16 protein-coding genes and 2 pseudogenes are annotated in these 24955 nt (G+C 58.5%); 8 read left to right on the forward strand and 10 right to left on the reverse strand.

Translation table 11 applies throughout. The annotated features are described in order from the left end of the window. Positions 1 to 1452: 1452 nt before the first annotated feature. The 4 genes and pseudogenes from CIT37_RS34440 to CIT37_RS34455 form a co-directional block, all read right to left on the reverse strand. Positions 1453 to 2028, reverse strand: coding sequence for a hypothetical protein (locus CIT37_RS34440; RefSeq protein ID WP_011084675.1), 576 nt, complete (start codon positions 2026 to 2028; stop codon positions 1453 to 1455). A 1612-nt stretch (positions 2029 to 3640) separates the two neighbouring features. Further along, a complete protein-coding gene (gene tnpC, locus CIT37_RS34445; RefSeq protein ID WP_223154101.1) occupies positions 3641 to 4315 on the reverse strand; it encodes an IS66 family transposase in 675 nt (224 codons plus the stop codon). 50 nt (positions 4316 to 4365) lie between these two features. After that, positions 4366 to 4620: pseudogene (gene tnpB, locus CIT37_RS34450) on the reverse strand (IS66 family insertion sequence element accessory protein TnpB); the annotation flags it as partial. A 19-nt stretch (positions 4621 to 4639) separates the two neighbouring features. Next, on the reverse strand, positions 4640 to 5014 hold the full coding sequence (locus CIT37_RS34455; protein WP_011084671.1) for a transposase: 375 nt from the start codon (positions 5012 to 5014) through the stop codon (positions 4640 to 4642). Between the two features lie 326 nt (positions 5015 to 5340). On the opposite strand from CIT37_RS34455, the gene CIT37_RS34460 reads away from it, so the two are divergent. Together CIT37_RS34460 and CIT37_RS34465 are read left to right on the forward strand one after the other, a co-directional pair. Beyond that, on the forward strand, positions 5341 to 6687 hold the full coding sequence (locus tag CIT37_RS34460) for a citrate-proton symporter (protein ID WP_174719444.1): 1347 nt from the start codon (positions 5341 to 5343) through the stop codon (positions 6685 to 6687). Between the two features lie 489 nt (positions 6688 to 7176). Further along, positions 7177 to 8523 carry an IS5-like element ISBj5_B family transposase gene (locus CIT37_RS34465; protein ID WP_011084757.1) on the forward strand — a complete coding sequence of 449 codons (1347 nt, stop codon included), beginning with the start codon at positions 7177 to 7179 and terminating at the stop codon, positions 8521 to 8523. Positions 8524 to 8606: 83 nt separating this feature from the next. Here the strand turns inward: CIT37_RS34465 and CIT37_RS34470 are convergent, their stop codons facing one another. After that, the gene (locus CIT37_RS34470; RefSeq protein WP_011084669.1) at positions 8607 to 8813 is read right to left on the reverse strand and encodes a hypothetical protein; all 207 of its coding nucleotides are present in this window, start codon (positions 8811 to 8813) and stop codon (positions 8607 to 8609) included. A 556-nt stretch (positions 8814 to 9369) separates the two neighbouring features. Between CIT37_RS34470 and CIT37_RS34475 the strand changes: the two genes are divergently transcribed. From CIT37_RS34475 to CIT37_RS34495, 5 genes and pseudogenes are all read left to right on the forward strand, one after another. Continuing rightward, the gene (locus CIT37_RS34475; protein ID WP_014498653.1) at positions 9370 to 9909 is read left to right on the forward strand and encodes a GNAT family N-acetyltransferase; all 540 of its coding nucleotides are present in this window, start codon (positions 9370 to 9372) and stop codon (positions 9907 to 9909) included. Positions 9910 to 10100: 191 nt separating this feature from the next. Beyond that, positions 10101 to 10897, forward strand: a pseudogene (locus tag CIT37_RS34480) (IS1380 family transposase); the annotation flags it as partial. A gap of 803 nt (positions 10898 to 11700) precedes the next feature. Continuing rightward, complete coding sequence (locus CIT37_RS34485; protein WP_011084664.1) at positions 11701 to 12084, forward strand: hypothetical protein; 384 nt, start codon at positions 11701 to 11703, stop codon at positions 12082 to 12084. Positions 12085 to 12666: 582 nt separating this feature from the next. Next, the gene (locus tag CIT37_RS34490) at positions 12667 to 12960 is read left to right on the forward strand and encodes an IS5 family transposase (protein ID WP_011084662.1); all 294 of its coding nucleotides are present in this window, start codon (positions 12667 to 12669) and stop codon (positions 12958 to 12960) included. A 142-nt stretch (positions 12961 to 13102) separates the two neighbouring features. Beyond that, positions 13103 to 14113 carry an IS481 family transposase gene (locus CIT37_RS34495; RefSeq protein WP_011084661.1) on the forward strand — a complete coding sequence of 337 codons (1011 nt, stop codon included), beginning with the start codon at positions 13103 to 13105 and terminating at the stop codon, positions 14111 to 14113. 330 nt (positions 14114 to 14443) lie between these two features. Here CIT37_RS34495 and CIT37_RS34500 read toward each other — a convergent pair whose 3' ends face one another. From CIT37_RS34500 to CIT37_RS34515, 4 genes are all read right to left on the reverse strand, one after another. Beyond that, positions 14444 to 16687, reverse strand: coding sequence for a T3SS effector XopP-like protein (locus CIT37_RS34500; RefSeq protein WP_011084660.1), 2244 nt, complete (start codon positions 16685 to 16687; stop codon positions 14444 to 14446). A 426-nt stretch (positions 16688 to 17113) separates the two neighbouring features. Then, the gene (locus tag CIT37_RS34505; protein WP_011084659.1) at positions 17114 to 18355 is read right to left on the reverse strand and encodes a cytochrome P450; all 1242 of its coding nucleotides are present in this window, start codon (positions 18353 to 18355) and stop codon (positions 17114 to 17116) included. A gap of 550 nt (positions 18356 to 18905) precedes the next feature. After that, complete coding sequence (locus tag CIT37_RS34510) at positions 18906 to 19787, reverse strand: pantoate--beta-alanine ligase (RefSeq protein WP_011084658.1); 882 nt, start codon at positions 19785 to 19787, stop codon at positions 18906 to 18908. 184 nt (positions 19788 to 19971) lie between these two features. After that, the gene (locus CIT37_RS34515) at positions 19972 to 21453 is read right to left on the reverse strand and encodes a pentapeptide repeat-containing protein (protein WP_011084657.1); all 1482 of its coding nucleotides are present in this window, start codon (positions 21451 to 21453) and stop codon (positions 19972 to 19974) included. Positions 21454 to 22859: 1406 nt separating this feature from the next. Between CIT37_RS34515 and CIT37_RS34520 the strand changes: the two genes are divergently transcribed. Further along, complete coding sequence (locus tag CIT37_RS34520) at positions 22860 to 23768, forward strand: hypothetical protein (RefSeq protein ID WP_014497924.1); 909 nt, start codon at positions 22860 to 22862, stop codon at positions 23766 to 23768. Between the two features lie 462 nt (positions 23769 to 24230). Here the strand turns inward: CIT37_RS34520 and CIT37_RS34525 are convergent, their stop codons facing one another. Continuing rightward, positions 24231 to 24665 (reverse strand): VirK family protein, encoded by a 435-nt coding sequence (locus tag CIT37_RS34525; RefSeq protein ID WP_011084653.1) that lies wholly within the window; start codon positions 24663 to 24665, stop codon positions 24231 to 24233. Positions 24666 to 24955: the final 290 nt, after the last annotated feature.

Consider the following 24955-nt stretch of genomic DNA (forward strand, 5'->3'; position numbering starts at 1 on the left):
CCGACATCAAATTCAGCTTACTGATCGTGTGAAGGGCGAGCGCAAGTTCAGTTTTTGCAATCTGCTCATCGTATTTGCCTGCACTTTGGTGCCACCCCCACGGGCAGATCCTCGGCGCTAGAAGTGAATGCGGCCCAATTGGCTGGGGGAGACTAAAGGCAATCGGCATTCGGCCACTTTTCCTCGCCAGCCAAACACGTAACCGGCGGCAGGGCGCCGAGCCCGTATGGAAGGCGCGCCCCCACGATTCCTAAATTCCGCAGCGGGATCTCTCCTGGGCAATCCTGACCGCGGCGAGCCCCAACATCACGTCGCCGGTGAACCCGAAATGGAGACGATAGAGCCACCAGATTGCGCAGCACCGGTCAAGATCGGACAAGGCTAGCCCGCGCCTAATTGCTGCGAGCATCCGCGCCATGGGCTTCATTCCGTGGATCATGTGGAAGCCTCGGCGTCTCGGGGCCGGCGCTCGCCATTCAATGACTTTCCGGGCGGTGGCGGCTCGCTGTCCGGCGCGTGCACCTGCAATAGATTGGGAGCTGAGATTGATGTTCGCCATGACGTTCTTTTCCGGTTTTTGAGGCTGGTTGCACACGCCTATGTGCATGCGATCTTGCGTGACTCTACGGTGGAGCTACTGCTTGCAGAACGCCCAGATTTGGTAGTGTTAAATTGACACGATTTCCTCGACAAATACGCTCACGCAATCCCACTGCTACGCAAAGCGACTGCGCCACTTGCGACGGTCCTTGCGGCTAGGCGATCTTTGCTGCCACCTCCTTGAGAATACCTTCGCGTCCGCCAAGACAATCCAGCCTCGCACTTGCAGGGCCTCCGCCGTTTCCAAGCAAGTGCTCAACGGGCACCGGTTTCTGCCCAATTTGCCGAACCCAGCCGACATCGAGCGCTGGCTTGCGGCCGAGCCCCGTTTGCCCTGGTAATTCTCGGTCACCTCGCGAAGCACCGCCCCGAGCAGTTCGGCCGCGGCACACCGTCGTGCAGCGCTCACGGGGATCCCTCAGACGCAAAGCAGCCGAGAAGACGATCATCCCGCGCACGGCTAACAGTGCGGCGCTGGCCGGTGATCCCGGGACCGGGGCGCGGCGGCGTGCCTTGGGCACTCCGCGACGCACCCCGGTTCTTCCGATCCCGCGCGCAATGGTGCAACCTCGGACTGGCCCACAGCCGGAGCTGTATCGGTCAAGCGCCAGCAACATCCTCGAGTGAAGCAACACGGCGACAATATTGCCGGCCGGATGACAGGTCGGCACCACGCAGACGAATGGCCAGGATGACCGTGCATCTCGAGCGCTGCCAGCGGGCCCGATGATGCGTACCCGCTGGCGGCTCGAACAATCCACTGCTAAGCGATGAACCGTCTATCCAGGTAAGGACAACCAAAGTGACCGCACGACTCAGACCCAGCGCGATCGGCTCACCGTCAAGTTGGTCTCATACCCGCGTAAGCTTAACGAATCCTCCTTCGGCTAGTTCGGCTTTGTAGGCCCGTCCGTTAAGATGGATGGTCGTGGGGCTATTGGCGGTCGGCATGAAACCTTCTTCGCGCAGCTTGTCTATGAGGGCAGGTGTGGCCCATTGCTGTGGTAGCGGCCTTCCATAGCGTCGGTTCTCCGCGAAGAAGGCTCCGAAGTCCGGTACCCCCGCCCGGCCGGCCCCAAGCACTTGGTCTTCCGCAGGGTTATGAACAAGAAGAACGCGATTACACTCATCCAAACCGGCCGTGTAGCGGTGACCCTGGATTTCATAGGTCATTGTCGGCTGGTCCGAGTCCGGCAAGAGACCCCGGTGGAACAGCCTATCGACCATCGAGTCAGGGGCGATTTGCGAACCGTGTGAAAATCTCTGGGGAGCGGCGAAGGAGACATCTACCGCTTCCTCAGGTGCGGCAGACGATGATGGTCCAGCTTCATTCATGATCTCGCTGAACAAATCATGATCTTCCTGTGTCCAGACGTGCGCTGTCGGTGATTCTGGTGAACGGGCATTATCGATCGGGCTTGGAGCCATAAAGCCCTCCTTTTTGTTAAGAGACCAAAGGCCTCTAGAATATCTCCCAGAGGGAATGAGCTGAAGTTCGTCACGAATTCCGGCATGGGCAGCTTCGTCATCAAGAGGCCAAGTTCGAGTGTTAGAGAGGCTGGCTTTCGAGAAGCTGACAAAGGTCGAAGAAGAAAGACAAACTCGCGGCTGCATCTACCACGTCTGATGCGATCATCTCCGATCCTGAACTCATTCCACCTCAACTCGCGGTCGGCGCGCAGCTCTGCGTCCTGCATCGTTTCATCTGACGGAAAGCTCGTTAGGAGGTCAGGCGACGCTGACCGTAGCCAGCCCCAGTCCCATACCGAACATGTGCATTTCGATCTCTGTCCGCGACCAGTTGTTCTGGCCTGCACTTGAGCCTATGCTTGGTCCGATAAGCAGAATGACCGCGATAGCCGGGCCAACGCGAGAACAGACGAGAGCGCGATCTGAGAGTCCGGCAAGAGCGGAGCGATCTGTTCACCTGATTAAATGAAGAAAGAAATCGCTCAGACGCAAAGCAGCCCAGACGATCATCCCGCGCACGGCTAAAGGTGCGGCGCTGGCCGATGATCTCGGGACTGCGGCTGCCGCTGCGTTTAATGCGCACTCCGCGATGTCCCCAGTGCGTCCGATCCTGCGCGCCATGATGCAACGTCGGACAGGCCGTCAGCCGGAGCTACATCGGCCAAGCTGAGATTTTCATCGTCAGATGAGGCAATACGATCCGCCAACTTTATCCGGCTGCTATTGATGCTACGCGTCATGCAGATGGCGCTCGCGCCTTGTTGTTGGAAAAGAGGATTCACTCGTGTCCTGATTAAGACAAATCGTTGTAATTGTTGGCGAAGCCGCCGCTGAAATGGCCGTCTTCCTCTAAGCGTCCGCTGGCGAAGAAGCGTAGCCGTTTCTTGCTTGCCCGCCCGGGCACACAAACGCTAGCTTCTGCGTGTGGCGCTATCGATTAGCCTTAGCAGCTCTCCACATGGTTGACCAAGATGGGCGACTCTGAAGCTCGCGCTCACCTAACGACTTGAGATCGGCATTCGTCGGTGTTGCGGCCGAACAGCTGGGCCTTCTCACGTCCTGGACGACGCGCTCGCTCGGGCGATAGCCAAGATGCAAGCGAGCGGCGCGGAACGCATGACGGCCTCGGTCCTGATGGTCGCCAGACCCAAGCGGCTCGGGGGAAAGCGGTTTGCCCGTCCGCTGGCGATCCGGCCGCGACGGAAAGTGGAGCACTGGTGAATGGTGATCTTGCTCGCGCGCAAGAGACCGCCTCGGGCGCGTTGATTGGCAGCATCGTCTAGGCGATGACGCAGCCCCGACTGGCTGTTTAAGGAGCGGACGCAACGCGTGACGCTGAGGTGGCTCGCGTCCTCGTCGATCATGTTCGGCGCCAGCCAGTCTTGTCGCAAACCCGCCACAGCAACGTAATGTCTGCGGCGCCCGACAACTGCACCAGGTTCTCATATTTCTCTTACCGTAAGCGACGTTCGCGTCCCACTCGCAAAGGTTTGGCGTGGGGATTGCAGTCTGTTGATCAACGTGTTTGCAAATCGCTGGCGGGGGGTATGGAGGCGACAACGACGGAGAATTACGAGGTGCGGCCGAACGACCAGGGCAGGAGCTCGTCGATCCGGGACTGCGGGTGACCGGTTGCGATCGCTTTGAGCGTCGCTTTCATCCAGACGTAGGGCTCCACGCTGTTGATTTTGCAGGTGGCGATGAGCGAAGCTATGCGCGCCCATGAACGACCACCTTCGTCGTGACCAGCAAATAAACTATTTTTACGCGTCAGAGTCAGCGGCCTGATTTGATTTTCGACGGGATTGGTGTCCATCTCAACGCAACCATCGTCGAGAAACAAGGTGAGGCCATCCCAATGGTTCAGGAGATAGGCGATCGCCTTGCCCATCTCGCTGCCCGGCGACAGGCGAGCGGCTTGCTCGCGCAGAAACCTCTCGAGTTCAGCGACGAGCGGCCGTGATCGCTCGTTACGGGTCGTTTGCCGAGCCGGGGCGTCGGCGCCACGGATCTCCTTCTCGATCGCATAGAGTGCGGCGATGCGCGCGAGAACGGCTTCGGCGATGGGTGAGCCGGCTTTCGGAGTCGCTGCGATGATCTTGCGCCTTGAGTGGGACCAACATGCGGCCAGCCGCAGCGGCACGCCGCCTTTGCGCTTGGGCCGTGCGAGCCGATGATAGCCCTGGTATCCGTCGACCTGAAGGATGCCGTCGAAGCCCTCGAGGATGCGCTCAGCAGCTTCCAGTTCAGCCCTTCAAACAGCGCTTCGAACTGCACGCGCGTCAGATGCATGACGCCGTCGCTGATCTGCGGCCACTCGAAACGACCATCGCGGCCAAGGCGCTTGTAGACCAAAACGAGGCCCGTGCCGTCCCATAGCAAAATCTTCAGCCGGTCGGCGCGCTTCGAACGAAAAACCACGATCAGGCCCGAATGCGGATCGAGCCCAAGCGTGTTTTGCACAAGACCGGCCAGCGCGTCGTGCCCGCACCGGAAGTCAACAGGACGCACAGCAAGCACAATCCGCAGTCCCTGCGCCGGAATGATCATGCGCCGCGCTCGATCGCAGTCACGATCTCCGCGATCCGCACCGCCGACACGTCCGCATCCAGGCGGACCGAAACCTTGCCAATCGTAATCTCGACGGGCCCTCGCTCTTGCCTGACGCCACTGGATCGCTCAGCTCGATCGACACGAAATCCGCCGCGTCGTCCGTGACCAATGCGAGCCGGCCAGCACGCGCCAATCTGCGCCACGTCGTCAACTGCTGGGCCTTCACACCATAACGCCGTGCGACATCACATACCCGGGCGTCGGGCTTCATGCTCTCGAAAACAGCGCGCCCCTTGATCTCCGCAGACCATAACCGGCATCCAGAACGCGTCCGGCGCGTAAGCTTCCCCACAAAGCCATCAGCTTCGGCTTCCTCCCCCGATTGTTCCATCGCCTTCAGTCTCCTCTCGGCTCTCTGACAAGCCAAGGATCGCAGAGCGAAAGCCGAAGCGAAACCAGTCAATCAAATGGGAGAAAAGCTCCGCTTACCTCTTACCGGCCAGGCCTGGGATCAGACCAGAAGTCAAATCGGCCCAGAAAGGCAGGCATTCTTATTGCAGACGTTACCGTGAGGTTTGTAGCGACGCGCTTCAGGCTACATGTGGACAGGCGCAATGGCCGTGAAGGACGAGTTCGGGCAAGCGGACTGCAACTTTGCGCGACCGGTGTCTGGTGGAAATGTTCGGGCCAGGGTTCGCGCTCCAGATCAGGTTGAGGATGGCGAGGCAATTAACTCGAGAGAGGCTGGAGCCGGTCCCCAGTCCGGCAGACGAAGGCTTAACGCGCCGGGCGGTGTTGGGCGCCACCATCGGCAATATGCTCGAATTCTACGACTTCGGCACCTATAGCTTTTTCGCAATACAGATCGGTCAGGCGTTCTTCCCGGCAACCGACCAGTTCGCCAGCCTCATGCTGTCACTCGGAACCTTCGGCGCGGGTTTTGTGACCAGGCCAATCGGGTCCATCGTGCTCGGCTCCTATTCGGATCGGGTTGGCCGCCGGCCTGCCATGACCGCCAGCTTTGCTATGATGAGCGTCGCGGTCCTATTATTGGCCATTACGCCATCGTACGAGACAATAGGATTTGCCGCTCCGTTGCTAGCCATCTTCGCACGCTTGCTGCAGGGCTTTGCTCTCGGAGGCGAAGTCGGTCCAACGACAGCCTACTTGATGGAAGCGGCACCAGCCAAAGCCCGCGGTCTTGCTGTCTCCTTTCAGCCCGCGAGCCAACAGGTCGCTGCGACGGCTGGAGCGTTGGTTGGAGAAATACTCTCGCTCACCATGACAAGTGAGGCGCTCAATGCATACGGATGGCGGATCGCGCTGTTGCTCGGCGCCGTTACTTTGCCGTTCGGACTTTGGCTGCGGAGCGTCCTACCCGAAACGTTTCTCCGCCCGGAGGCGCCGGTTCTGGTCACCCGGCCTGTAAGGCGATCGCCCGCCGCTCGCCGCATCATGAGCTTGGGATTCGTCATCTTGGCCAGCTGCACGATCACTACTTACGTTACGGGATATATGACCACCTACGCCTTGAACACCCTCCACGTATCCGCGCCTCTCGCCTTCGGCGCCACGCTCATCAGCAATATGGCAGGCATTGCTGCGGCGCTGTTGGGCGGCCTGCTCGCCGACCGCGCAGGCCGCCGGCGCATCATGATATGGCCGCAGGCAGCTGCGTTGCTGATGATCTATCCGGTATTCTTGTGGATTGCAGAGAGCCGCAGCGCCTTCGCACTTTTAGGAGGCCTCGGCACGCTCACCCTTATCGGAACGGTTCCGTATAGCGCCTTCTACGTAAGCATGGCCGAGAGTTTGCCCAGGAACATTCGTGGTGGCGCCTTCGGGACGACTTACGCTTTTGCCATAGGCATTTTCGGAGGCACAGCTCAACTGGTCGTCACATGGCTGATCTACTTGACCGGGAGCGCACTCGCGCCCGCCTGGTACATGCTTTTCGCGAGCGCGGCCGGGCTCTTTGCCATGGTGATGATGCCGGAGACGGCGCCACTCAATTTCGAGCGAAACCATAGACGAACATCTGTAACGGCACGATCGCCGCCCTAGTAGCTTAGCCGAACAGGTAAGGATGACATCTGTGACGTCCGAAATGCGAACATCGAGCAGGAGCACGGTATGGGGCTAGCCCGAACAGCAATCTATCCTGAAAACTGGCGCAGCTTGACATCGTGAAGGAGTTCCGGCCGTAACGGCAGCGTCGCGGTCTGAAACGGCTTTCTCCGTTTACCCAACGTTCGCCGATGCTGCAGTTGAGCGATCGGGCTGCCGTCACCCGCCGGCTGGAGTGAGCAATGACTCTGATCATCTTTAGAGAACAAGAAGGCGCGGCTCGCACCATCCGCCAGCGTAAACGAACGGCATAAGGAGTCGTCCGTGAAGAAGGACTAAGCCACTGATCGGGAATCTCGATTTGGGCTAAGGGGCATTTCCAGATTGCAAGGTTTTGATGCTTTGGGCGTCAGAACCTTGCGATTTGGTTTTCGTGGATTCCCTCGAAGCGGGAAGCATGATTCCTTGTCTGCATCGGAGGGAACGATGCGGCCGAAGAAGCACAAGACGACGGGATCGAACGATCTGTTCCGGGCTCGGCTCGACCAGATCATCAATATGAAGCACGAGCTGGTTCTGCTCGCCGGCAAGGTCGATTGGGACTGGATCGACGGCGAGATCGCGCCGCTCTACAGCGAGAACGGCAGGCCCGGGATCGAGACGCGCTTCATGATCGGTCTGCTGTTGCTCAAGCACATTTACGGGCTGTCCGATGAGGAGGTGTGCGAGCGCTGGGTCCATGACCCATACTTCCAGTTCTTCACCGGGGAAGAGTTCTTTCAGCACACGTTCCCGCACGAGCGCTCGGACCTGAGCCATTGGCGCAAGCGGCTTGGCGACAAGCTGGAGTTGCTGCTGGCCGAGAGCTTGCGGGTAGCGCACGAGGCCGGTGCATTACGCAGCCAGGACCTCAAGCGGGTTACGGTCGACACCACGGTGCAGCCGAAGGCCATCACCTTTCCGACCGATGCCAAGCTGCTGCATGCGGCCATCAAGGGGCTCAACCGCCTGGCGATCAGGCACGGCGTCAGGCTGCGGCAATCCTATGCTCGCATCGCCAAGGCCGCCGCGATGATGGCCGGCCGCTACGCCCATGCCAAACAGTTCAGGCGGCATCAGCGGCAGTTGCGTATCCTGCGTAGCCGGCTGGGCCGGATCATCCGCGACATCCGCCGCAAGATCGAAGGCCAGCCAGCACTGGAGCAGGCGTTCGCCCTCCCGCTCGGCCGGGCCACGCAGATCCGCTCGCAGCAGCAGCGCCAGCGCGGCTGGAAGCTCTATTCCTTCCATGCCCCGGAAGTGGAGTGCATCGGCAAGGGCAAGGCCAGCGCGCCTTACGAGTTCGGCGTGAAGGCCTCCATCGTCACCAACAACCGCCGGGCTCCCGGTGGCCTGTTCGTGCTGCACGCCAGCGCACTGCCCGACAACCCCTACGACGGTCACACCTTGCGGGACGTCATTGACCGCACCGAGACACTCACCGGCTGTCCGATCGAGCGGGCCTATGTCGACAAGGGATACCGCGGCCACGACGCACAAAATCCCCGTCGCGTCTTCATCTCCGGCCAGAAGCGCGGCGTTTTCGGTGTCATCAAGCGCGAGCTGCGCCGCCGCTCCGCCATCGAGCCCATCATCGGACACCTGAAGGCGGAAGGCCACCTCGGGCGCTGCTACCTCAAAGGCCGCGCCGGCGATGCCGCCAACGTCGTCCTCTCAGCCGTCGGACACAACTTCCGCCGCATCCTCGCCTGGCTGAGATATCTCTTGTGCCTGTTCCTGGCCCAGCTATGGCGCACGCTCGCCCGGCCAGCCTCGATCAATCCGGCTTCTTAACGGACGACTAAGGATGCGGCCGCTGACGGAGCAGCGGCCGCACGAGGCTCGATCCTCATTCTCTGCTTGATTGTTTTCCGTCGTCAGTGCAGCACGCACGCGGGATCGGTCAAGCAAAAAAACAGATCGCAGATACCATTCAATGGGTCATCGGCGCACTGAGGATACGATGTATCGGCTACCTGCACGCTGGAGGTGAGCGGTTGCGCGGCAACTTCTGCAGCAAATGGAGGTACCGCCGCGGTCGCAAGTGCGAGGGCGCTCGCCGTCACCAAAACTGACTTCTTCATTGGGAGATCGCTTCCCTAGGTTAGCCCCAGCCGTGATGACGGTCTATATGACGACGCTACAATCGGTAAAATTGATTTTCTTGATCAGATCTATCGACCGAATGGATAAGTTCGGCCATCACCGCATCGCTCCGTCTACCCGCTCGGAACCTGTAGACCTACTTATGATCGGATGCTCGTCGCACCTCCGTCGATGCATTTCTCGGAGCACCCGACTAGGGTCTGTTTGGATTCAGGATTGAACTTCCCAGCCGGAACGATTCAAACTCAATCCGCTGCAGAAATGCCGGGGCCAAACACCTAGTTTTCCGTTAATTTCTCGGCGTCAGCTTACGGACAGCTAAGCTGCTTATCTGCGGAGTCAGGTCTAACGACCTGAAACACAATGCAACCGGCATAGGAGTGTGGTCGTCATGGACGATCGAGTTAACAATATGTCGCATGTTCCATCCTACGATGAGTATCATTACGCTAGCCCGTCTTATTCGTAAAGGACCGGCTCATGCGTCGGCTTTGTCAGCTTTCTGTCAGCTCGTCCAAATAGTAGCTCGTTGTGATGAGAACCAATTACAACAACTGGCCCTCCGACGGGCAAAGTGTGGACCAGCAGCGCGATGCGCTGGCCGGCACTTCTGGCGCAGATGGTGCTGCTTTTACGGCCGCTTTAGCTGCTGGACCAGCGTCTTCCGCTTTTGACAAGAGGACAGGTGTGTCAGTCCGCCTACACAGAGTAAGTAGCAATATTGGCAACGCCCAAAGTGTTTCTTTGTTTACTGATGCCAATGAACGCAATAAGGTGGGAGCGATGACCGTGGCGCCGGGGCGCAACAGTTTGCGAATTCTCAGCATAGAAAATCTCGGCCGGTCGAGGTACAAAGGGGTCGGGACGGCTATGATTGAAGTCGCCGATCATACTAGGCAGTCCGCGGGCCTTTCCAAGCTATCCCTTCTCTCTCAAGATGAAGGAGCTTCAGCATTTTTCTACAAGAAGGGATTCCGGTTTGCGGACGAGGGCAAGAATGCGGAAATGCGGACTGTCATTTCCAATCCACGATACGTCTCAGATGAAATTCTTATGGGCGAGATGGAGCGCTAGCCCGTCTTATTCGTAAGAGTGCGCCTGAGGGCTGGCGAGCGTGGTGTAAAGCGCTGATGCGGCGTAGGATTCGGTTGCGAAGCCACCCCATCACCTTAAACCACGCCCGCCATGACCGATGATACGATTCTGCCATCCTCGTTTCCAGCCGTTCACGCCAAGAAAGTCACAGCTGCCTTCGATGGCGGTCGATCCACGTCTACGACACGGATAAGAGCCGGCCCGTGGCCGTCGTGCTGCGGCCCGGCAAGACGCCGGGCGGCGTCGAGGTGCGTGCCCATCTGCGCCGCCTGGTACGGCATATCCGCACGCGATGGCACAACACGCAAATTACGTTCCGTGGCGACGGGCACTATGCCCGGCCGGAGGCAATGGCGTGGTGCGAGACCAACGGCATCGACTACATCTTCGGTCTGTCCGGCACCAAGCCTCTCGCCAGAAAAGTCGACGAGGTCGCCGACGACATCCGCACCCGACGCGCCATCGAGAACCTGCCGGTTCTGCGTGGCTATACCGAGACCCGCCACAAGGCAAAGTCCTGGGATCGCGAACGGCGCACTGTCGCCCGTATTGAGGCGGCGATGCTCGGCCTCGACATCCGTTTCGTCGTCACCAGCCTCGATGTCGGCTCGGCCGAGTGGATCTACGACAGCCTGTATTGCGCGCGCGGCCAAGCCGAGAATCTGACAAGCTGCATAAGTCACAGCTCGCCTCCGACCGCACCAGCTGCCGTTCGGCGCTCGCCAACCAGGTCCGTCTCGTGCTCCATACGGCCGCTTATTGGCTGATGCTGACCGTGCGCGAGGCCATTCCCAAAGTCCGGGAATTGGCCGCTGCCGAGTTCGCGACGCTGCGTCTTCGGCTCTTGAAAATCGCTGCCCGTGTGGTCGAGACCACGAGCCGCATTCGCCTTGCGTTCGCCGCGGCCTGTCCGGAAGCCGACCTGATCCGCTGCTTGCCAGGTGCGCTGCTGCCGCTCGGTCCTTGACCGGCGGGGCGTCCGCCCCCCGTTCGCCCAACCTATACCTCAAGCGCGTTGCAAAGTACGGGTCGTCAGGCGGTGAAAAGCCGAAGGCAATCCTGTGCGCCTCGTCAGACAAGATGTTCGGCCGCATCAATCGGGCCCCAAAGCCGCACTCTCACGAATAGGACGGGCTAGCATTGTTAGGAGGTTTGTGCATGTGCACATGATGCGCGCCGACTCGAACGACGGCCAGGCGCGGAGACGTGACCATAGGAGACTCCGTGAAATCTTGGACGGACTTCGCTGCAGGCTCTCCGATTGATCGATATCGTACAGATTCGTCGCACTCTCAGGATTGCTGGCTTCTTCAAGAATGCAGGAGCTTTGAATGAAGGATGGGGAATGCCATGGGTGTGCTGGTTTCCGCTCGATCTCGCCCACCGTTCCGATTTGGTGTCGCCCGCCATGCCCAATCGCTTTTCTTAGCTGCGGCTGAAGTTCGTGCATGGTTTCCTCGGCGCGCCCGGTGCTGCTGCTTCTTCCTCGCACGTGCGTCAGGCATTTCCTGGCATTGGACGGGGTCTTCTCGGCATAACGCATTGCAAGCTCGTCAGGCTCCAAGCTCTTCTCAGGCAATTGCAGACGCGACAACCACAAGCAGTTCTGCCCGCAGCAGCCCATTACCCTTGCCGTCCCACCAAGCCTGGTAGGTGCGATCACGGGTCGTTTCGGGGATGATCCGACGCGAGTAAAGGTGCAACAACGGCTACAGCTATCAACTAGGAAATACGAGCGTCGGCCTCCAAAGAACGGAAGCCGGATTTCCTATGGCGACTGGTTTCACCAGCCAGCGGTGGCGAGAACTGTTTCCCGGACGGACTGATGTCACATCAATCGTGGATTTTCAGGTTGCACATCCGCTCGTCGGTAACGCCGGCGATATTCTGCTCGAGCACCAACTAGGGCGAGACGGCGAACGGCCGCTAGTGAACTGGCGTCCTGCCAATGACGAAGCGAGAGCCCGTGCAGAACAACTGGGCTTCGTTCATGTGGATCCCGATGATATGGTACTTGATCCCACCCAGTCCAAACAGTGGAGATATAGGGATGGTGAATGGCAGCGCGCAACCAATTCTTCGATGTATCTCTCCAAAGCGTCGAGCGATGATGAACCTTCATCAGAGCCCGACTCGGATGGAGACTTCATGTGACGTGAGATCTCTACCAATCCATTTGAGGTGGAGCAGAGCGCAGACCAACCGACACCTGCGGCTTACGATCGAGCCTTGGACGGAGCGAAGCCCAAGCCAATTCGGCTCAAGCCGTGAGGTGCACTGTACTGGCGGCGGTTTACGAGAGCTGGTGCCTATAATAGCACAAAAGAAAACCCCGGCTTCCAGCCGGAGTTTTCGACTCCCGCCCGGGCGGGAGGAGCGGATTGCCTATGGCAGGCGCCAGCGTCATTGTGTCCTCGCCATCAGAATGGCTCGGGATCTTTCCGGGTTGCCTGGGTGAGGAGGGTTTCGTTGGCCGTTTTCTTCGTAGGCGTCTCGAGAAGTGTCGGGCCAACTCATCGAGCAACGAGACCATCCACCCGGGCTCGCCGGCATTGGATGCGAAGATCAAAAAATGGAGCAGATGTCAGGACAACTACCTTGCCTTCGTTCAACTCGCGTCAGTCAGGCTATGGCTGCGCCTTAATGAATCCGCGCCCTAACACTACTTTGGCAGATTGTTAGAATTGGGCTTTTATTAGGATTCTCATCCTGGCTTGGTTGTGATTCAAGCTTGGGATGGACCGATTCGTTTTGACTGACGCCCAATGGGCGAAGATGGAGCCGCTGTGTCTTGGCAAGCCGGGCGATCCCGGCCGGAGCGGCAAGCTGTTTGTCGAAGCCGCGCTGTGGATTGCCCGCACGGGCAGTCCGTGGCGCGATCTTCCGCGCGCCTTCGGCAACTGGATAACTGCGTACACGCGCTTTCGCGACTGGGCGAAGGCGGGCGTCTGGAAGCGCATGTTTGATGCGGTCTCAGACGAGCCGGACATGGAATATGTCATGGTCTGTAGAAGTTTCGACTTAATCTGACGGCAAGGTTTGAACTGGCAGGGAATGGAGCTGCGGGCGAGCAGGAGCGCTCACCCAAAGGGCGCTCCCGCGCAGCCCGCGGCGTCTCACAGGGAGACGTTACCATGACCCAGGAACAGAAGTCATTCGCGCGAAAGTCGGCATGCTGGAATTGGCCAAGCAGCTCGGCAACGTCAGCCAGGCTTGCCGGATGATGGGCTATAGCCGCGACAGCTTCTACCGGTTCAAGGAACTGTACGACAAGGGCGGCGAGCTGGCGCTGATTGAGATCAGCCGCAAGAAACCGGTCCTGAAGAACCGTGTCGCGCCGGAGGTCGAGGCAGCCGTCGTTGAGCTGGGGATCGACCAGCCGGCCTGGGGTCAGGTGCGGGTCAGCAATGAGCTCAGGAGCCGCGGCCTGTCGATCTCCCCGTTCGGCGTGCGGGCGGTGTGGCTGCGTCACGACCTCGCCAACGTCAAGAAGCGGCTGACGGCGCTGGAGGCCAAGATGGCCCAGGACGGCCTGGTGCTGACCGAGGCCCAGCTCGTTGCGTTGGAAAGGGCCAAGTCCGAGAAGGAGGCGCACGGCGAGTTCGAGAGCGAGTGCCCCGGCTATTGCGGTGCGCAGGACACCTTCTATGTCGGCAACATGAAGGGGGTCGGGCGGATCTATCAGCAGACCTTCATTGACACCTACAGTAAGGTGGCGTTCGCCAAGCTGTATGATCGCAAGACGCCGATCACGGCGGCCGAACTGTTGAATGATCGCGTGGTGCCGTTTTTCGATGCGCGGGGCATCCCGCTAAACCGGATCCTGACCGACCGCGGCACCGAGTATTGCGGCAATCCGGAGCATCACGAATATGAGCTCTACCTCGCCGTCGAAGACATCGATCACACCCGCACCAAGACGAGGAGCCCACAGACCAACGGCATTGTCGAGCGCTTCCACCGCACCGTGCTCGAGGAGTTCTATCGCGTCGTGTTCCGCAAGAAGATCTATCCGAGCATCACTGCCTTGCAGAGCGATCTCGATGAGTGGATCGCTGCCTACAATGAGGTGCGCCCACATCAGGGGCGCTGGTGCTACGGCAAGACGCCGATGCAAACTTTGCGTGACGCAAGTGCTCTGTCGAGAGAAAAATTGTTGCCGGCTGCGTGGGGTCGCACATGAAACCTTTGTCGGACACCTGCCGCGACAAAGCACTCGCTGTCAGCTCAAGTCCCTTCTTTTACAAAGTTTTCCGTCTTGCAACACTCAGCGGCCTACATTCTCATCCGAGCGCCGATGTTCGCCACACCCCGCAATGGCAAGCTTGCTTGCGCGCCGATTGGCGATCCTCCGGACTGCGGGCTGATAACCCTCCCGAAAGGAGTGTTCTCTCCAGGCTCCATGCTTTTGTAAGATAGAGCTTGATGGGGCTCGGCGCTGCTCAGGCAGTCCGCCAAGCCGATGGAGGCATGAGCGCTGTCACCGGATGGCTCACCGCCGCAAGACGATACCTCACCGGATCCCCAGTCGAGCCATCTGCGCTGAAGCGTGCTCCGGATCGGGGAGGGGCTGCCACGGCTGGCCAGCGGCGGTGCTTAACAAGGACTTGCAGAACACAGGAGTGAGCCTGCCGCGATGGATCACGACATTGTCGTGCCCCTCGGCGGCTCGAGCGCTCTGCCAGTGCCGATTGTAGCCGCGCTGTTCGTCGGACTTGACGTGGCAAGCGGCGAATTCGCGATCGCCCAGCGTTGCCAATTGCCAGGCATTTACCGGGCGCTTGGTATGGATGTGCACCCACATCGGCCTTGGCATCGCACCGCTGCGCAGCGCCCTGGGCTGCAGCTTGATTTCGAATAGCGTCCCCGGCTCTCCCTTCAAGGCGTGCGGTGGATCCACTGACGCCAGTTCTCCCGCTTCCCGCAACTGTTCTAGGTATTCTTGCGATGGAAACGCATAGGTCTTCGTGCAATCGCTTGTGATTGCTGCCTTTCGCGCGTTCAATGAGCTTGCCTGTCCCTGAACCTCGGACCACATCCTTGTCAGCCGGACTATTTTTTCGTGCACTTCAGGCACTTGCGCAGGCGTGAGCAGGCCTCGCCGGCGAGGCTCCTCCAGCGCGGCTACACAGGCCTCAATCTCGGAGGACTGCGTCTGCATGCGCTTGATGACGACATCCAACACGTGTTCGGCGTCCTCGGGCTTCATGTGGCGAGCTTGCGAGGCGGCGCTTTGCTGAGCCGGCAGATCGAACTGCAGCAGCTGGTCCAATCGCTCAAGTAATCCCGGCAGTGCTTTCCTGGATGGCGGAGCCATCCACATCTGGAGGTTATCGGCCGCAGCGGATGACGCGCGTGCCTGCTCCGGAGTGGCGAGTTTCTTTGTACCGAGATCCGAGAGCACGATGACCTTGCCCGCCGGGGCCGTCGCCGCATCGGGCCTAGCGAGTTGCGGCGTGGCGGGGCTGGCCGTCGAACTCCCCTCTCCTGCGGCTGCTGCGGGCCTTGCTTTGCCCGTTCTGCGCGCCGGACTGCCTCCGCCCGCTGGGCCAATATTATCCGGAAGCGCAGCCCAAGCCGGCGGTTCAATCGTGGCTTGCGTCTTTGGCTGCAATGCCAGCAGCCGCATGACTTCGTTCGCCGTCACCCACGCAGCTTCCACGATCTGGTCCAGCAACGGCAACGGAAGGTCAGTTTCCGTTGCAGTCCCCCTCAGGCTGTCAAGCATGCCGCTCAGCCCCGATGCAAATTCCGAAAGTCGTTCCATGACTCCTTCCAGAACGGCGCGATGCTCCGCTTCGAGCGCCGCTCCATCGCTGTACAGAACGGCTTGGGCCGTCGAGACGAACGCCGGAAAAACATCTCCGATGAAGGCCCCGAGCAGGCGCACCCTCCCGCTCTCATCCATGAGGGCGTCGCGCACGTCTGGTTCCAACGTGCTCGCTTGCGAGTTGACTAAAAGCTCCACGAGAGCGATCCGCGATTGCAGATACATGCACTTCGTAAAGAGCGCCCAGCCCGTATGATGCCTTAGTGCGGCATCTTCGGCCGTGCGCATGGCGGGCGTGCTGCCTGGAAGGTGGGCGGTAGCGGCACAGACTGACTGCATCCGCTCACAGCGCAGCACCTTCTTTCCCCACAACTCCATGCATGCTGCATAGTGGTTCGCAACGCTTGTAAACAGTCGGCTCAGCTGTGCAGGCGAGGCGATGTCTTTGAGGCTGTCGAGCACGCCTTGTGCTTTCTTTCTGCTCTCCTCCAGCTCGTAGATAATCTGGGTCGCCACTTCATTACATTCGTCAGCCTCCCTCACAGTGTCATCGCGGAGCCGGCGAGCCCGATCGTTTGGCAGAATTCGGCGCGCCAAATCGGGTGGCAGACTGGCGTAGTACGCCAGAACTGTTGCGCCTGCTTTGACGACCTGATCCATCAGATCTTGTCTCTCCGGCAAGTTCCGGGCATGCCCGGCCGCTCGGCGGCAAGCTTCAAGTTCCTCAAGCAGGCTGCTCAATTCTCGCTTTGCTGCCTTTATCTCCTCCCTCGTTGGCGCCGCTACGTCCGAAGTTGGCGGCGGGTTCGCAAGCGTCGCCGCTCTCACATCAGGCTCAGACCGTATCCGCCCTACGACGGCATCGAAGGACTGATCGCGTTCCCCAGGGAAGAGACCAGACTCCGGGCTCGAACGGCTCGATTCCCTAATGCTTTCGGCTCCCGCGGCCTCAAGCTCTGATGGACCAGCTCGGCCAATGCCTTTCATGCTTCATCTCCGGATAATTGAGGGTGCGCAGCCTGTCTGGATAGGCCGACTGGCTGACGACTAGCTGACCAAGAGCATTCATCCGGATGCGCAAGGAAGAAGATGCGGCCTTGTGTTCGACTTCTATCGCAGCTTCCATGCTGCTGGAGTAACCGCGTCAGTTCCGGTGTCATCAGCTGAGACGCGAACAGGCCAGACGCCCCCTTATAGAAAACTGACAGCTATAGAAAAATGACAGTCGCGTGCACCAAGCATTCGCCTCACGTATCGTTCTTCACGGGCGATTCAACGTCTGCCCGGTTATAAATAGCTGCCGACAGAACCTTCGCTTCTATCCATTCATCTGCGCAGTTTGAAGAAGCCAAGATAGTTCACATCAATCCACACCCACCGCACACCGGCGGTCGAGACTGTCCCGATCATGGCCTAAGCTTCAATCCGCACGGGGAGAGCGGAATAGCCGTGCACGAAGTTAGATGCAATTCGCTCGGGTTCGCCGACGACCTTGATCTTCAATCCCCCATCCAAAATCTCTTCCCAGAGGACTCTCAACTGCAGTTCCGCAAGGTGTCGGCCAAGACAGCGATGGATTCCGAATCCGAACGAGAGGTGTTGCCGCACATTCTTGCGGTCGATCACGAAACTGTTGGCGTTCTCAATGACCTCTTCGTCTCTATTGCCGGAGATGTACCACATGACGACCTTGTCGCCTGTCCTGATCGGTTTTCCCCCAACGATGCTGTCTATAGCAGCAGTGCGGCGCATATGTGCGATCGGCGTCTGGTATCGAATGATCTCAGACACGGCGCTCGAGATCAACTTGGGATTGTCAGTTAGTTTCCGCAGTTCGGAGGGGTACTGGCTCATGAACAGGAGGCCGCCGGTAATCGAGTTGCGCGTGGTATCATTGCCGCCTACGATCAGTAGAATGAGGTTCCCAAGAAACTCAGTTGGCTCCATATGGCGTGTGACGGGTGAATGCGCCATCAAAGAAATCAGGTCGAGGCGTGGCTCGGCATTGATGCGCTCGTTCCAAAGCCGTGTGAAATAGTCCAGGCACTCCGACAAGATGGTGCTTCGCTTGTCCCAGCTGTCGATGGCATAGCCTGCTTTAGGAGTTGTAACAGCTGCGTCCGACCAATAGGTCAGGAGTCGCCGATCCTCAAATGGGAAGTCGAACAGCGTGGCGAGCGTTTGCGTCGTCAACTCTATGGAGACCTTGGTTACCCAATTGAAGACTTCATTACGCGGCAAGCCATCGAGAATCATCCGGACCCGAGAGCGGATCAAGGTTTCGAGCCTCGTCAGGCTTTCCGGCCCGACGATCGGACTCACCGTGTTGCGCTGCTCGGCGTGCTGGGGAGGCCCCATCTTGATGAAACTTGGGGTCCAGTGCTTATCAGGCACCTCGACAATGGTGACACCTTGCTGTGACGAAAACGCGTGGTGGTTTGTGTCGACCGCTACGATATCCCGGTATTTCGTTATTGACCAATATGGACCATGAGCGCTATTTTGACAGTAGTGAACGGGATCTTCTCTTCGCAACCGCTCGAAGCAACCCCATATGCTGTCGTCTTGAAAGCGCTTGCCCTCGCTTACATCCAGCTCGCTGAGCGGGATAATATATCCATCATCCGCTCTATGGATTTCCAATCGCCTGTTCATAACATCTCCGCAGATTTTGTTCGCGAGAGCTTACGGATCCAAACTTACGATTCACCGGTTTGAGCTGTCGTGGCGTTTGGCTGTGACAAGCTACCCGAACAGACTATCTCAAAGTGCGGCTAGCCAGCCCTACCATGTCGGGCAGTAAGGATCGCATTGACTTTCCGGCTCCATCTACTCAATGGATCGCTGAGAGCTGTCACCACCGCTGGCCTCGCCGTTTCCGGGAACGGCATCGGCGTCAACATAGTGGCTGTCGTTGCCCTGACGGCGAAGGAGCTGGTCCGGCTGCCGCGGCTAGGTCCTGTTCTTCCCAGTGACACCGTCCTGCGCCGCCCTAACAGAGGCCGCCGACGAACGTCATCGCGCTGCCCGATCGCTATCTGAGCGCTACCGCGCGAGCCCAGCGCGAAACTTCGCCTTCATTGAGGGCTCCTACAACCGAACTTGGCTTCATTCCGCTCGCATATATCGCCCCAATCGACATGGAGCTAAGAGCCACCTAACCCCGTCTACTTTTTCGGGCGAAGATCTATGAGTAATCGACTCGCTACGACTGCTTAGGCAAATCGATCCAGATATCCTGAGCACCATTTAGGAGCGTATCCTGATCTGGAACATAGATGCTATCGGAAACCGTGAGGCCATGAGCCATTGCAGCCCCAATAATTAAGAATGGGAGCTTGACCTGCTCTAAATCTTTGAAATTATCAGCGTCGACAATCCGAACAAACTCGAGTCTAAACTGTCGAAACTCTATCCGAGATGTCGCCGACGCGACCAGATCCTTCACGCTTGACGCTCCTCGGGCGATCTCTTCTCTTGAACGGTTGAGTGCCGTGAAGAGACAGGACAGCTCATCAAGCTCGGAACGGTTAAATCGCCTCAAGCGCGACGAAATGGGCACTCCGTTCTTGTATCTCACGGTCGGCACAAACCTTATCTCGCAATCGAGAAGCAGGTCTGCGACGGCGCGCTTTACCAGGATCGCCTGACCTATATCTTTCAGGCCGAAGTAACTGCGAGTTGGCCTCGAATAGCAGATCCAGCGGATTGCTCCAGTAACGGCTTCCTTCAAATAAGTTTCAGGCCCCCCTAAACGCAAATCACAGTCACCTTGCGATACATACGTTCGATAGCCGACCGGGAACATTTCGGTGTCGCTCGACGAAATCACGGCAGTTGCTCCTGAACGTAGGGCAAGTCCAATATCATCGTCCAAATTGAAATCGTAGCTCCCACCTGGTCTAAGCTGGATCTTGTTCGGGTACACTGTGACGATCGCGACATCATTCTCCAATGCCGCTCTTCTAATCAGCTCTGCATGCCCAAGATGCAGGGCGCCGAGAGTGTGGACCGTTCCAATCGTCTGACCTGTTCTCGCGACCTCCCGGATGAACGCCTTGCCTGCGGAAAGACCTGTCAGATGCATCTTCTTACTCCGCTTTTTGAACGCCAAAATAGTGGCGCGTTCGGATCTCGGAAGGCGCGCCGCCCAGCGTCTCGTGGGCCGCGCACGCCAACGAGCACCAAAGAGGTTTTACGCCCTCTCACACCTCGACCACCGCACGAACTGTCCAAAGCTCGCGCGCACTGTTCTTGCAGCTCCGAAGCAGTCAGGTTGACCCTTCTCGACCCCGTCTGATCACCGATGAGAATTCAGCCAGATAGCTTGATGGTTCGCGCGGCTGCCGCCCCTCCAGAGCGACCTGCAGTCCCCGACAACGGTCGGCGAAAAATGGTGGCTCGAAAGTGGTTATCTTAGCGCCCGAAAAGTCCACCTTTACGAAACTGGCCTGGAACGGCGATATCCCACTCAGGTTCGCATCGCGCAGGGACGATTGGTTCATGCGAACGTATGCGGCTCGCGTTGCCTCCAGGTTACTTTCGGTCATATCCGCGGCGAGATATGCCTGAACGAGATTTGATCCCTCGAAATTTGCGTGATTCAATGCCATTGATTGCGGCGGATCACCGGTGATCATCGACCTGTAGAGGTAAGCTTGGGATAGGTCCGCATGCTCCAGATCGCAGTCGCGCACAAAGGCGCAGCGGCCGCGAAAACCGGTGAATTTGGCCGCTCGCATTGTGCTCTCTGTTATCGAAATGCTTTCACCTGATGCGCTAGATAGATCCGCCCCATTCAGCTGACAGGAGTGAATAGATGCACCGGTAAGCACGGCACCCACGAGGTTCGCGTCGGACAGGCCTACGGACAGAAGCCGCGCCTCGGTCAAGTCTGCCTGTTCCAGCTCCGCTCCCGCAAGATTTGATAGGTGAAGATCAGCGAATGGGGCGCTCAGGGCTCTCGCCCGAATCCGCCCGCTCACCTTTGAGAGTCTCAGATACGGAAGATGAGCGCCCTCTAAGACGAGACCATCGATCGAGATGGGACGCACGATCGATAAACAGTCTCCCTTCGACTGAAAGAACGAGCAATCCGCCAGATGCGCCTTCGTGATCGTGACCTGGCTCAGCTTTGCGAAGCGGAAGGACGCTGAAGGGAGGAAGCATTCATTGATGGTTGAGCCCTGTAATTCCGCGCCGTCGAATACAGCATCACTCGCGTCGCACTGGTAAACGAGGAGCCCGCTGAGCATCGCGTTGTCAAAGCGTGTTCTTTTCATGCTGCAACCGTGAAAAAGGCTACCGGTTGCATCGATTACATTGCGCAGACTGGCATCATCGAAGTTGCAGACCTGCGCTGCCATCGCATGCATATAGGCAAAATCGAGCTTGGCCCCCATGAAACTTGCCCGCTCTAGCCCCGGACAGATAAGGTTCGCCTCAGAAAGATCTGCTCGATCCAACTTTGTTCCGTAGAGCTGCGCGCGATTGAGGGTACAGCGTCGCAGCGGGAAATCTGATAGGTCATGACCGCTAAGGTTCTCGGAGGATAGCTGCAAGCCAATCCCGGTCCTTCTGATTGCCTCCTCGGTTCGCCTCCTAACAGCAGCAACCGCCAGCAGCCGGTCGGCAGCCCGGCTCCAGTACCGAACGAACTCGCCATCTGATGAAAGCTTGTCTTTCGGATCTGAGTAGTGCTCTGCCCCTTCATTCACGGTGCACTCGCTATCAGCGCCGATCCTTTGCGACATGTCGAGAGTTCCGTACTGCCAGGATTACGAGGACCTCTTTGTGCTTGGCATGGACGCAGGCTGCGGGCTTTGTGGCGAACTCGCCGGGGATTTGGTGACACGACGTGTCGACGAGACTCTTATCATGTCGCTGTCCGCGGCGGCCGACGCTTGACCACGTCAGCCGAATTCTTGTCATGCGTGTCCACTGCCAATCGGTGCAATTGTCTACCACACCCACCAACCCTGATCCGTTGTTTGGCAGCGCTGATATGTCCGAAAGTGTGTTTCTTTTCGCCAGCTCTTCGACACTCCACATCACTCTCCATTAACCCGAATGCGCAACATTCTAGGTCTTTCTTCTTGTTCGGAATGGACCCGCGGCTTGCGGGCGGAACAGTGATCGTTCACCTAGCTCTGCACTCAGCCTGGCCTTACCTCATCGGCAGCAACAACCGTGCCAGCCGCATCAGTCGGAATTGTCGAGCTAAATCGGCAGCGTAATTTCCACATGGGCGCAGAATGTTCTGATTCTGACAAACACGGTCCCGCTGACAGAAACCGCATTATGGTCGCTACGCCACCTTGAAAGCAAAAATTCCGACTTCGGTTGCAGGAGGGCAAGAGCCGCAGTCCTTACGGGCACGCAATCGATCAATTGCAATTCGACACTTGCGGATCGCCGGCCTCCTGGTTAGCCAAAGCTCGCGATCGGCTAGGCCTGCTCCGCGAGCCGACGGGTCCATCTATGGGAGAACGAGTTGGGCCGATCGAAGTCGCACCCCCGTGGCTTGTTTTGCGACTAACGCTCGGCGCGCCGACGCGATCCATCGCATCAGTATTCCCAACAATGGATCTTCATGCCACGCGGCCCGGTCAGAGCCCGATGGCCGCGGCATGATCCGGCGTTAGTATCCCCAGCAGCTTCTTGAAGAGCTTTTCAAAGTCCTTCACGGGGAGCCGATGCAAGCTAGTCCAGGCAGGCTGCCCCATGCGGCTCAAGCTTACGGTAAGCGGGCCCTCCCCCGGGCTGCTTCCCCATAACCTTTCATACGGTACTGCCATGAAGCGGAGAGCGACAATGGCCCATCTCGCCAAAACTCTGCTCCGCAATAAACAACAGGCTCGCCGGCACAGACGCAATGGCCACGGGCTTTCTTCAAGCAATTGGGTCTGGTCAGCTGTTCGACAGCTAGGCTTTCTAGCATAACAGCATCTTTATCCGGACTGGAGCCCGACTCGAACACAAATATCTGGACGAGAAGCATGAGCTGGATTGCCGGTCAGGGGCCTGCCGCACGCCTCAACACCGGACGTTCGAGAACCAGACCGGTGCATCTTATACAAACTGCGCCCGTCTCAGTTCCTGCTCCTGATCTGATCAACTTTTGCATGACGATATTGAAGGCCGACAAAAGGAGACCGGAATGGCCCCATTTGACAACGTCAACCCATCCGAGGCTCGGATGCATAACCTCGATCCACAACAGGAAGAGACGGCGCAAGCAGACTTTGAGCATCGGCTTGGAGAGGCTCAGCCAATCCTCGCATCATTAGCTTCACCCGCGGCTGGATCGAACCCGACGGTAACGGACGGCAACAAGAAAGCGCAAGCTATCCCTGAGAACGAACGGTGCGCGGCTGCATCGTTCGTGAGAACGCGCGGTCAGCTTGCCGCAACGTTGACTTGCGCTAACCTTGCGGAACTCAGAAGAGACATCGAACTCGCTGCGCAAAGATCAGCACAATGGCCAAGAGCGACTGGATCGTCAGCCTATCGCGTCGACAGTGACCGCGTTTACGACGACGTGTTGGCATCGTCATACACGGAGCTGCAGCGCTTTCAAAACCACGCCAGCCACTGCAGGCCACATGTGTTGGACCGTCAAAGCGCGATGGCCCATTTGCGTTCCATGGCGGCTTTGCGTTACGAGCAAGCTCCCTGGAATATCTGGGGAGGCCAACGACTAGATCTGGGCCGCGCAGCGGCAGAGCACATGAGGGGCGATACCAATTCTTCGCCTTTTGTGTCACTGTCCGAGGACGCCTCACTACTGCTCGTTTCGCCGGACGACGACAAGGAGTTTGGCGCCAAAGTCATCGCGGAAAACGCGAATGAGTTGCACACCTACACGGTGCCGAGGGTCACAACTTGGACGGCGGAAGACATCGTCAGTATTCTCGAGGATGGAACCGAAAATGATGAACCCGATCTGGCATGGGTGAGTGCTACCCCAACCGAAGAGCGTGAGGTACTATTTCTGGGTGGGAATCTGGACGACTTTCGGACGGCCAGCGCATCGAATCCGTACAAAAAGTCAGGAGCAAAAGGCTGATGACGCAGGCTCCGGAAAGGGTGATTTGCCTTTTCCGATGCTTGGAAAAGTCGAAAACAGCGTTCATGCTATAATCCTCCGGTCCGTCTGCCCGGCGAGGGGGAGCGTCAACAACGCCGGTCCTGGCTGGATCCGCTTAAATATGATGTTCTCACGAGGGCCGCGGGCAGCGCGTGGACGTAGCGAGATCATCTGGACGTTCAACCGAGAGGTATTGGCTCAGCCCCATACGACGACTGCATGAGCCGCCGATCTTCCACCTCAAAGATCGAATGGAGATCGGCGACATTCATGAGTTAGCTGAGCAACAAGTTCAGGCAACTTGATCCTTCCCTGACGAAAAGACGGCTAGAAAGAGTCTGGCAGTCCTGACGATCGAAAAGATCCGTATCATGCCCGGCGAAGCTGTCCACACGATGGAGGATCAAGTCTACGAAGCGCCCGTCTGCTCTGTGCTCTTCGTTACCAGATGAACTTTGCGCCATCCGGCACTTCGCAGATGAATTCGCCTTGATTCGCGAGTTCGGTGGTCCCGACGACAAGTTTGGAGGCTCGCACCGTCAGCTTGCCTTCGCGGCTAAGGCTATGGCGGATGTACTCGGTCACGGCATGTCCGGAGCTGTCGACCGTTTGATGAGCATTGGCGAAGCTGATGCCGCTCTGGCTGGTCACCCTGAAGGCATTGATGACCAGACCGGCCTGCGTCGCCGACGCAGGTTTGCCACCATCCGCGTTGGTACAGTGGGTCATATCGAGGATGAGCTTCACATTCTTCCCCGCTTGGAGGGCTCTGAGTACTTCAGTGTATTTCGGCGAGGGGTCGTCGGCTCTTGCCGGCGCGCTCGCGGCCGAAAGCAAGGACAACAGGATCGTTAGTCCTCGGCCAGTAACCTTCATATGCTCTTCTCCCTCGATAAGTACCGCCGATTGCGGCCTCCAAGTCGTGATGCTCGCGATGCGTTTGGCTGATTCCAGACAACAAGCGCGCTCGTACAAAGCAGCCTGTCGCAACGACGCGCAAGACGTTGTAATGGCTATTCCGACATCACAACCTCGTATGTTAGGTTTGCGGAAGTGGCTTAGCTTCCCGCGCGTCGACTAGACCGGCTTGATCCAGCGTCGTCCGCTTGGAAACAGCAAACCAAACCGGTTGCGCTGGTCCGCCACAGGCCTCTCGAGCGAGAGAA

Origin of the sequence: Bradyrhizobium ottawaense (assembly GCF_002278135.3) — a bacterium.
Lineage (GTDB): Bacteria > Pseudomonadota > Alphaproteobacteria > Rhizobiales > Xanthobacteraceae > Bradyrhizobium > Bradyrhizobium ottawaense.

Coding starts and splice junctions, on each gene's coding strand:
- CIT37_RS34440 (WP_011084675.1), bottom strand. CDS start 2,028: ATGGCTCCAAGCCCGATCGATAATGCCCGTTCACCAGAATCACCGACA.
- CIT37_RS34455 (WP_011084671.1), bottom strand. CDS start 5,014: ATGGAACAATCGGGGGAGGAAGCCGAAGCTGATGGCTTTGTGGGGAAG.
- CIT37_RS34460 (WP_174719444.1), top strand. CDS start 5,341: ATGGCGAGGCAATTAACTCGAGAGAGGCTGGAGCCGGTCCCCAGTCCG.
- CIT37_RS34465 (WP_011084757.1), top strand. CDS start 7,177: ATGCGGCCGAAGAAGCACAAGACGACGGGATCGAACGATCTGTTCCGG.
- CIT37_RS34470 (WP_011084669.1), bottom strand. CDS start 8,813: ATGAAGAAGTCAGTTTTGGTGACGGCGAGCGCCCTCGCACTTGCGACC.
- CIT37_RS34475 (WP_014498653.1), top strand. CDS start 9,370: ATGAGAACCAATTACAACAACTGGCCCTCCGACGGGCAAAGTGTGGAC.
- CIT37_RS34485 (WP_011084664.1), top strand. CDS start 11,701: ATGGCGACTGGTTTCACCAGCCAGCGGTGGCGAGAACTGTTTCCCGGA.
- CIT37_RS34490 (WP_011084662.1), top strand. CDS start 12,667: ATGGACCGATTCGTTTTGACTGACGCCCAATGGGCGAAGATGGAGCCG.
- CIT37_RS34495 (WP_011084661.1), top strand. CDS start 13,103: ATGCTGGAATTGGCCAAGCAGCTCGGCAACGTCAGCCAGGCTTGCCGG.
- CIT37_RS34500 (WP_011084660.1), bottom strand. CDS start 16,687: ATGAAAGGCATTGGCCGAGCTGGTCCATCAGAGCTTGAGGCCGCGGGA.
- CIT37_RS34505 (WP_011084659.1), bottom strand. CDS start 18,355: ATGAACAGGCGATTGGAAATCCATAGAGCGGATGATGGATATATTATC.
- CIT37_RS34510 (WP_011084658.1), bottom strand. CDS start 19,787: ATGCATCTGACAGGTCTTTCCGCAGGCAAGGCGTTCATCCGGGAGGTC.
- CIT37_RS34515 (WP_011084657.1), bottom strand. CDS start 21,453: ATGTCGCAAAGGATCGGCGCTGATAGCGAGTGCACCGTGAATGAAGGG.
- CIT37_RS34520 (WP_014497924.1), top strand. CDS start 22,860: ATGGCCCCATTTGACAACGTCAACCCATCCGAGGCTCGGATGCATAAC.
- CIT37_RS34525 (WP_011084653.1), bottom strand. CDS start 24,665: ATGAAGGTTACTGGCCGAGGACTAACGATCCTGTTGTCCTTGCTTTCG.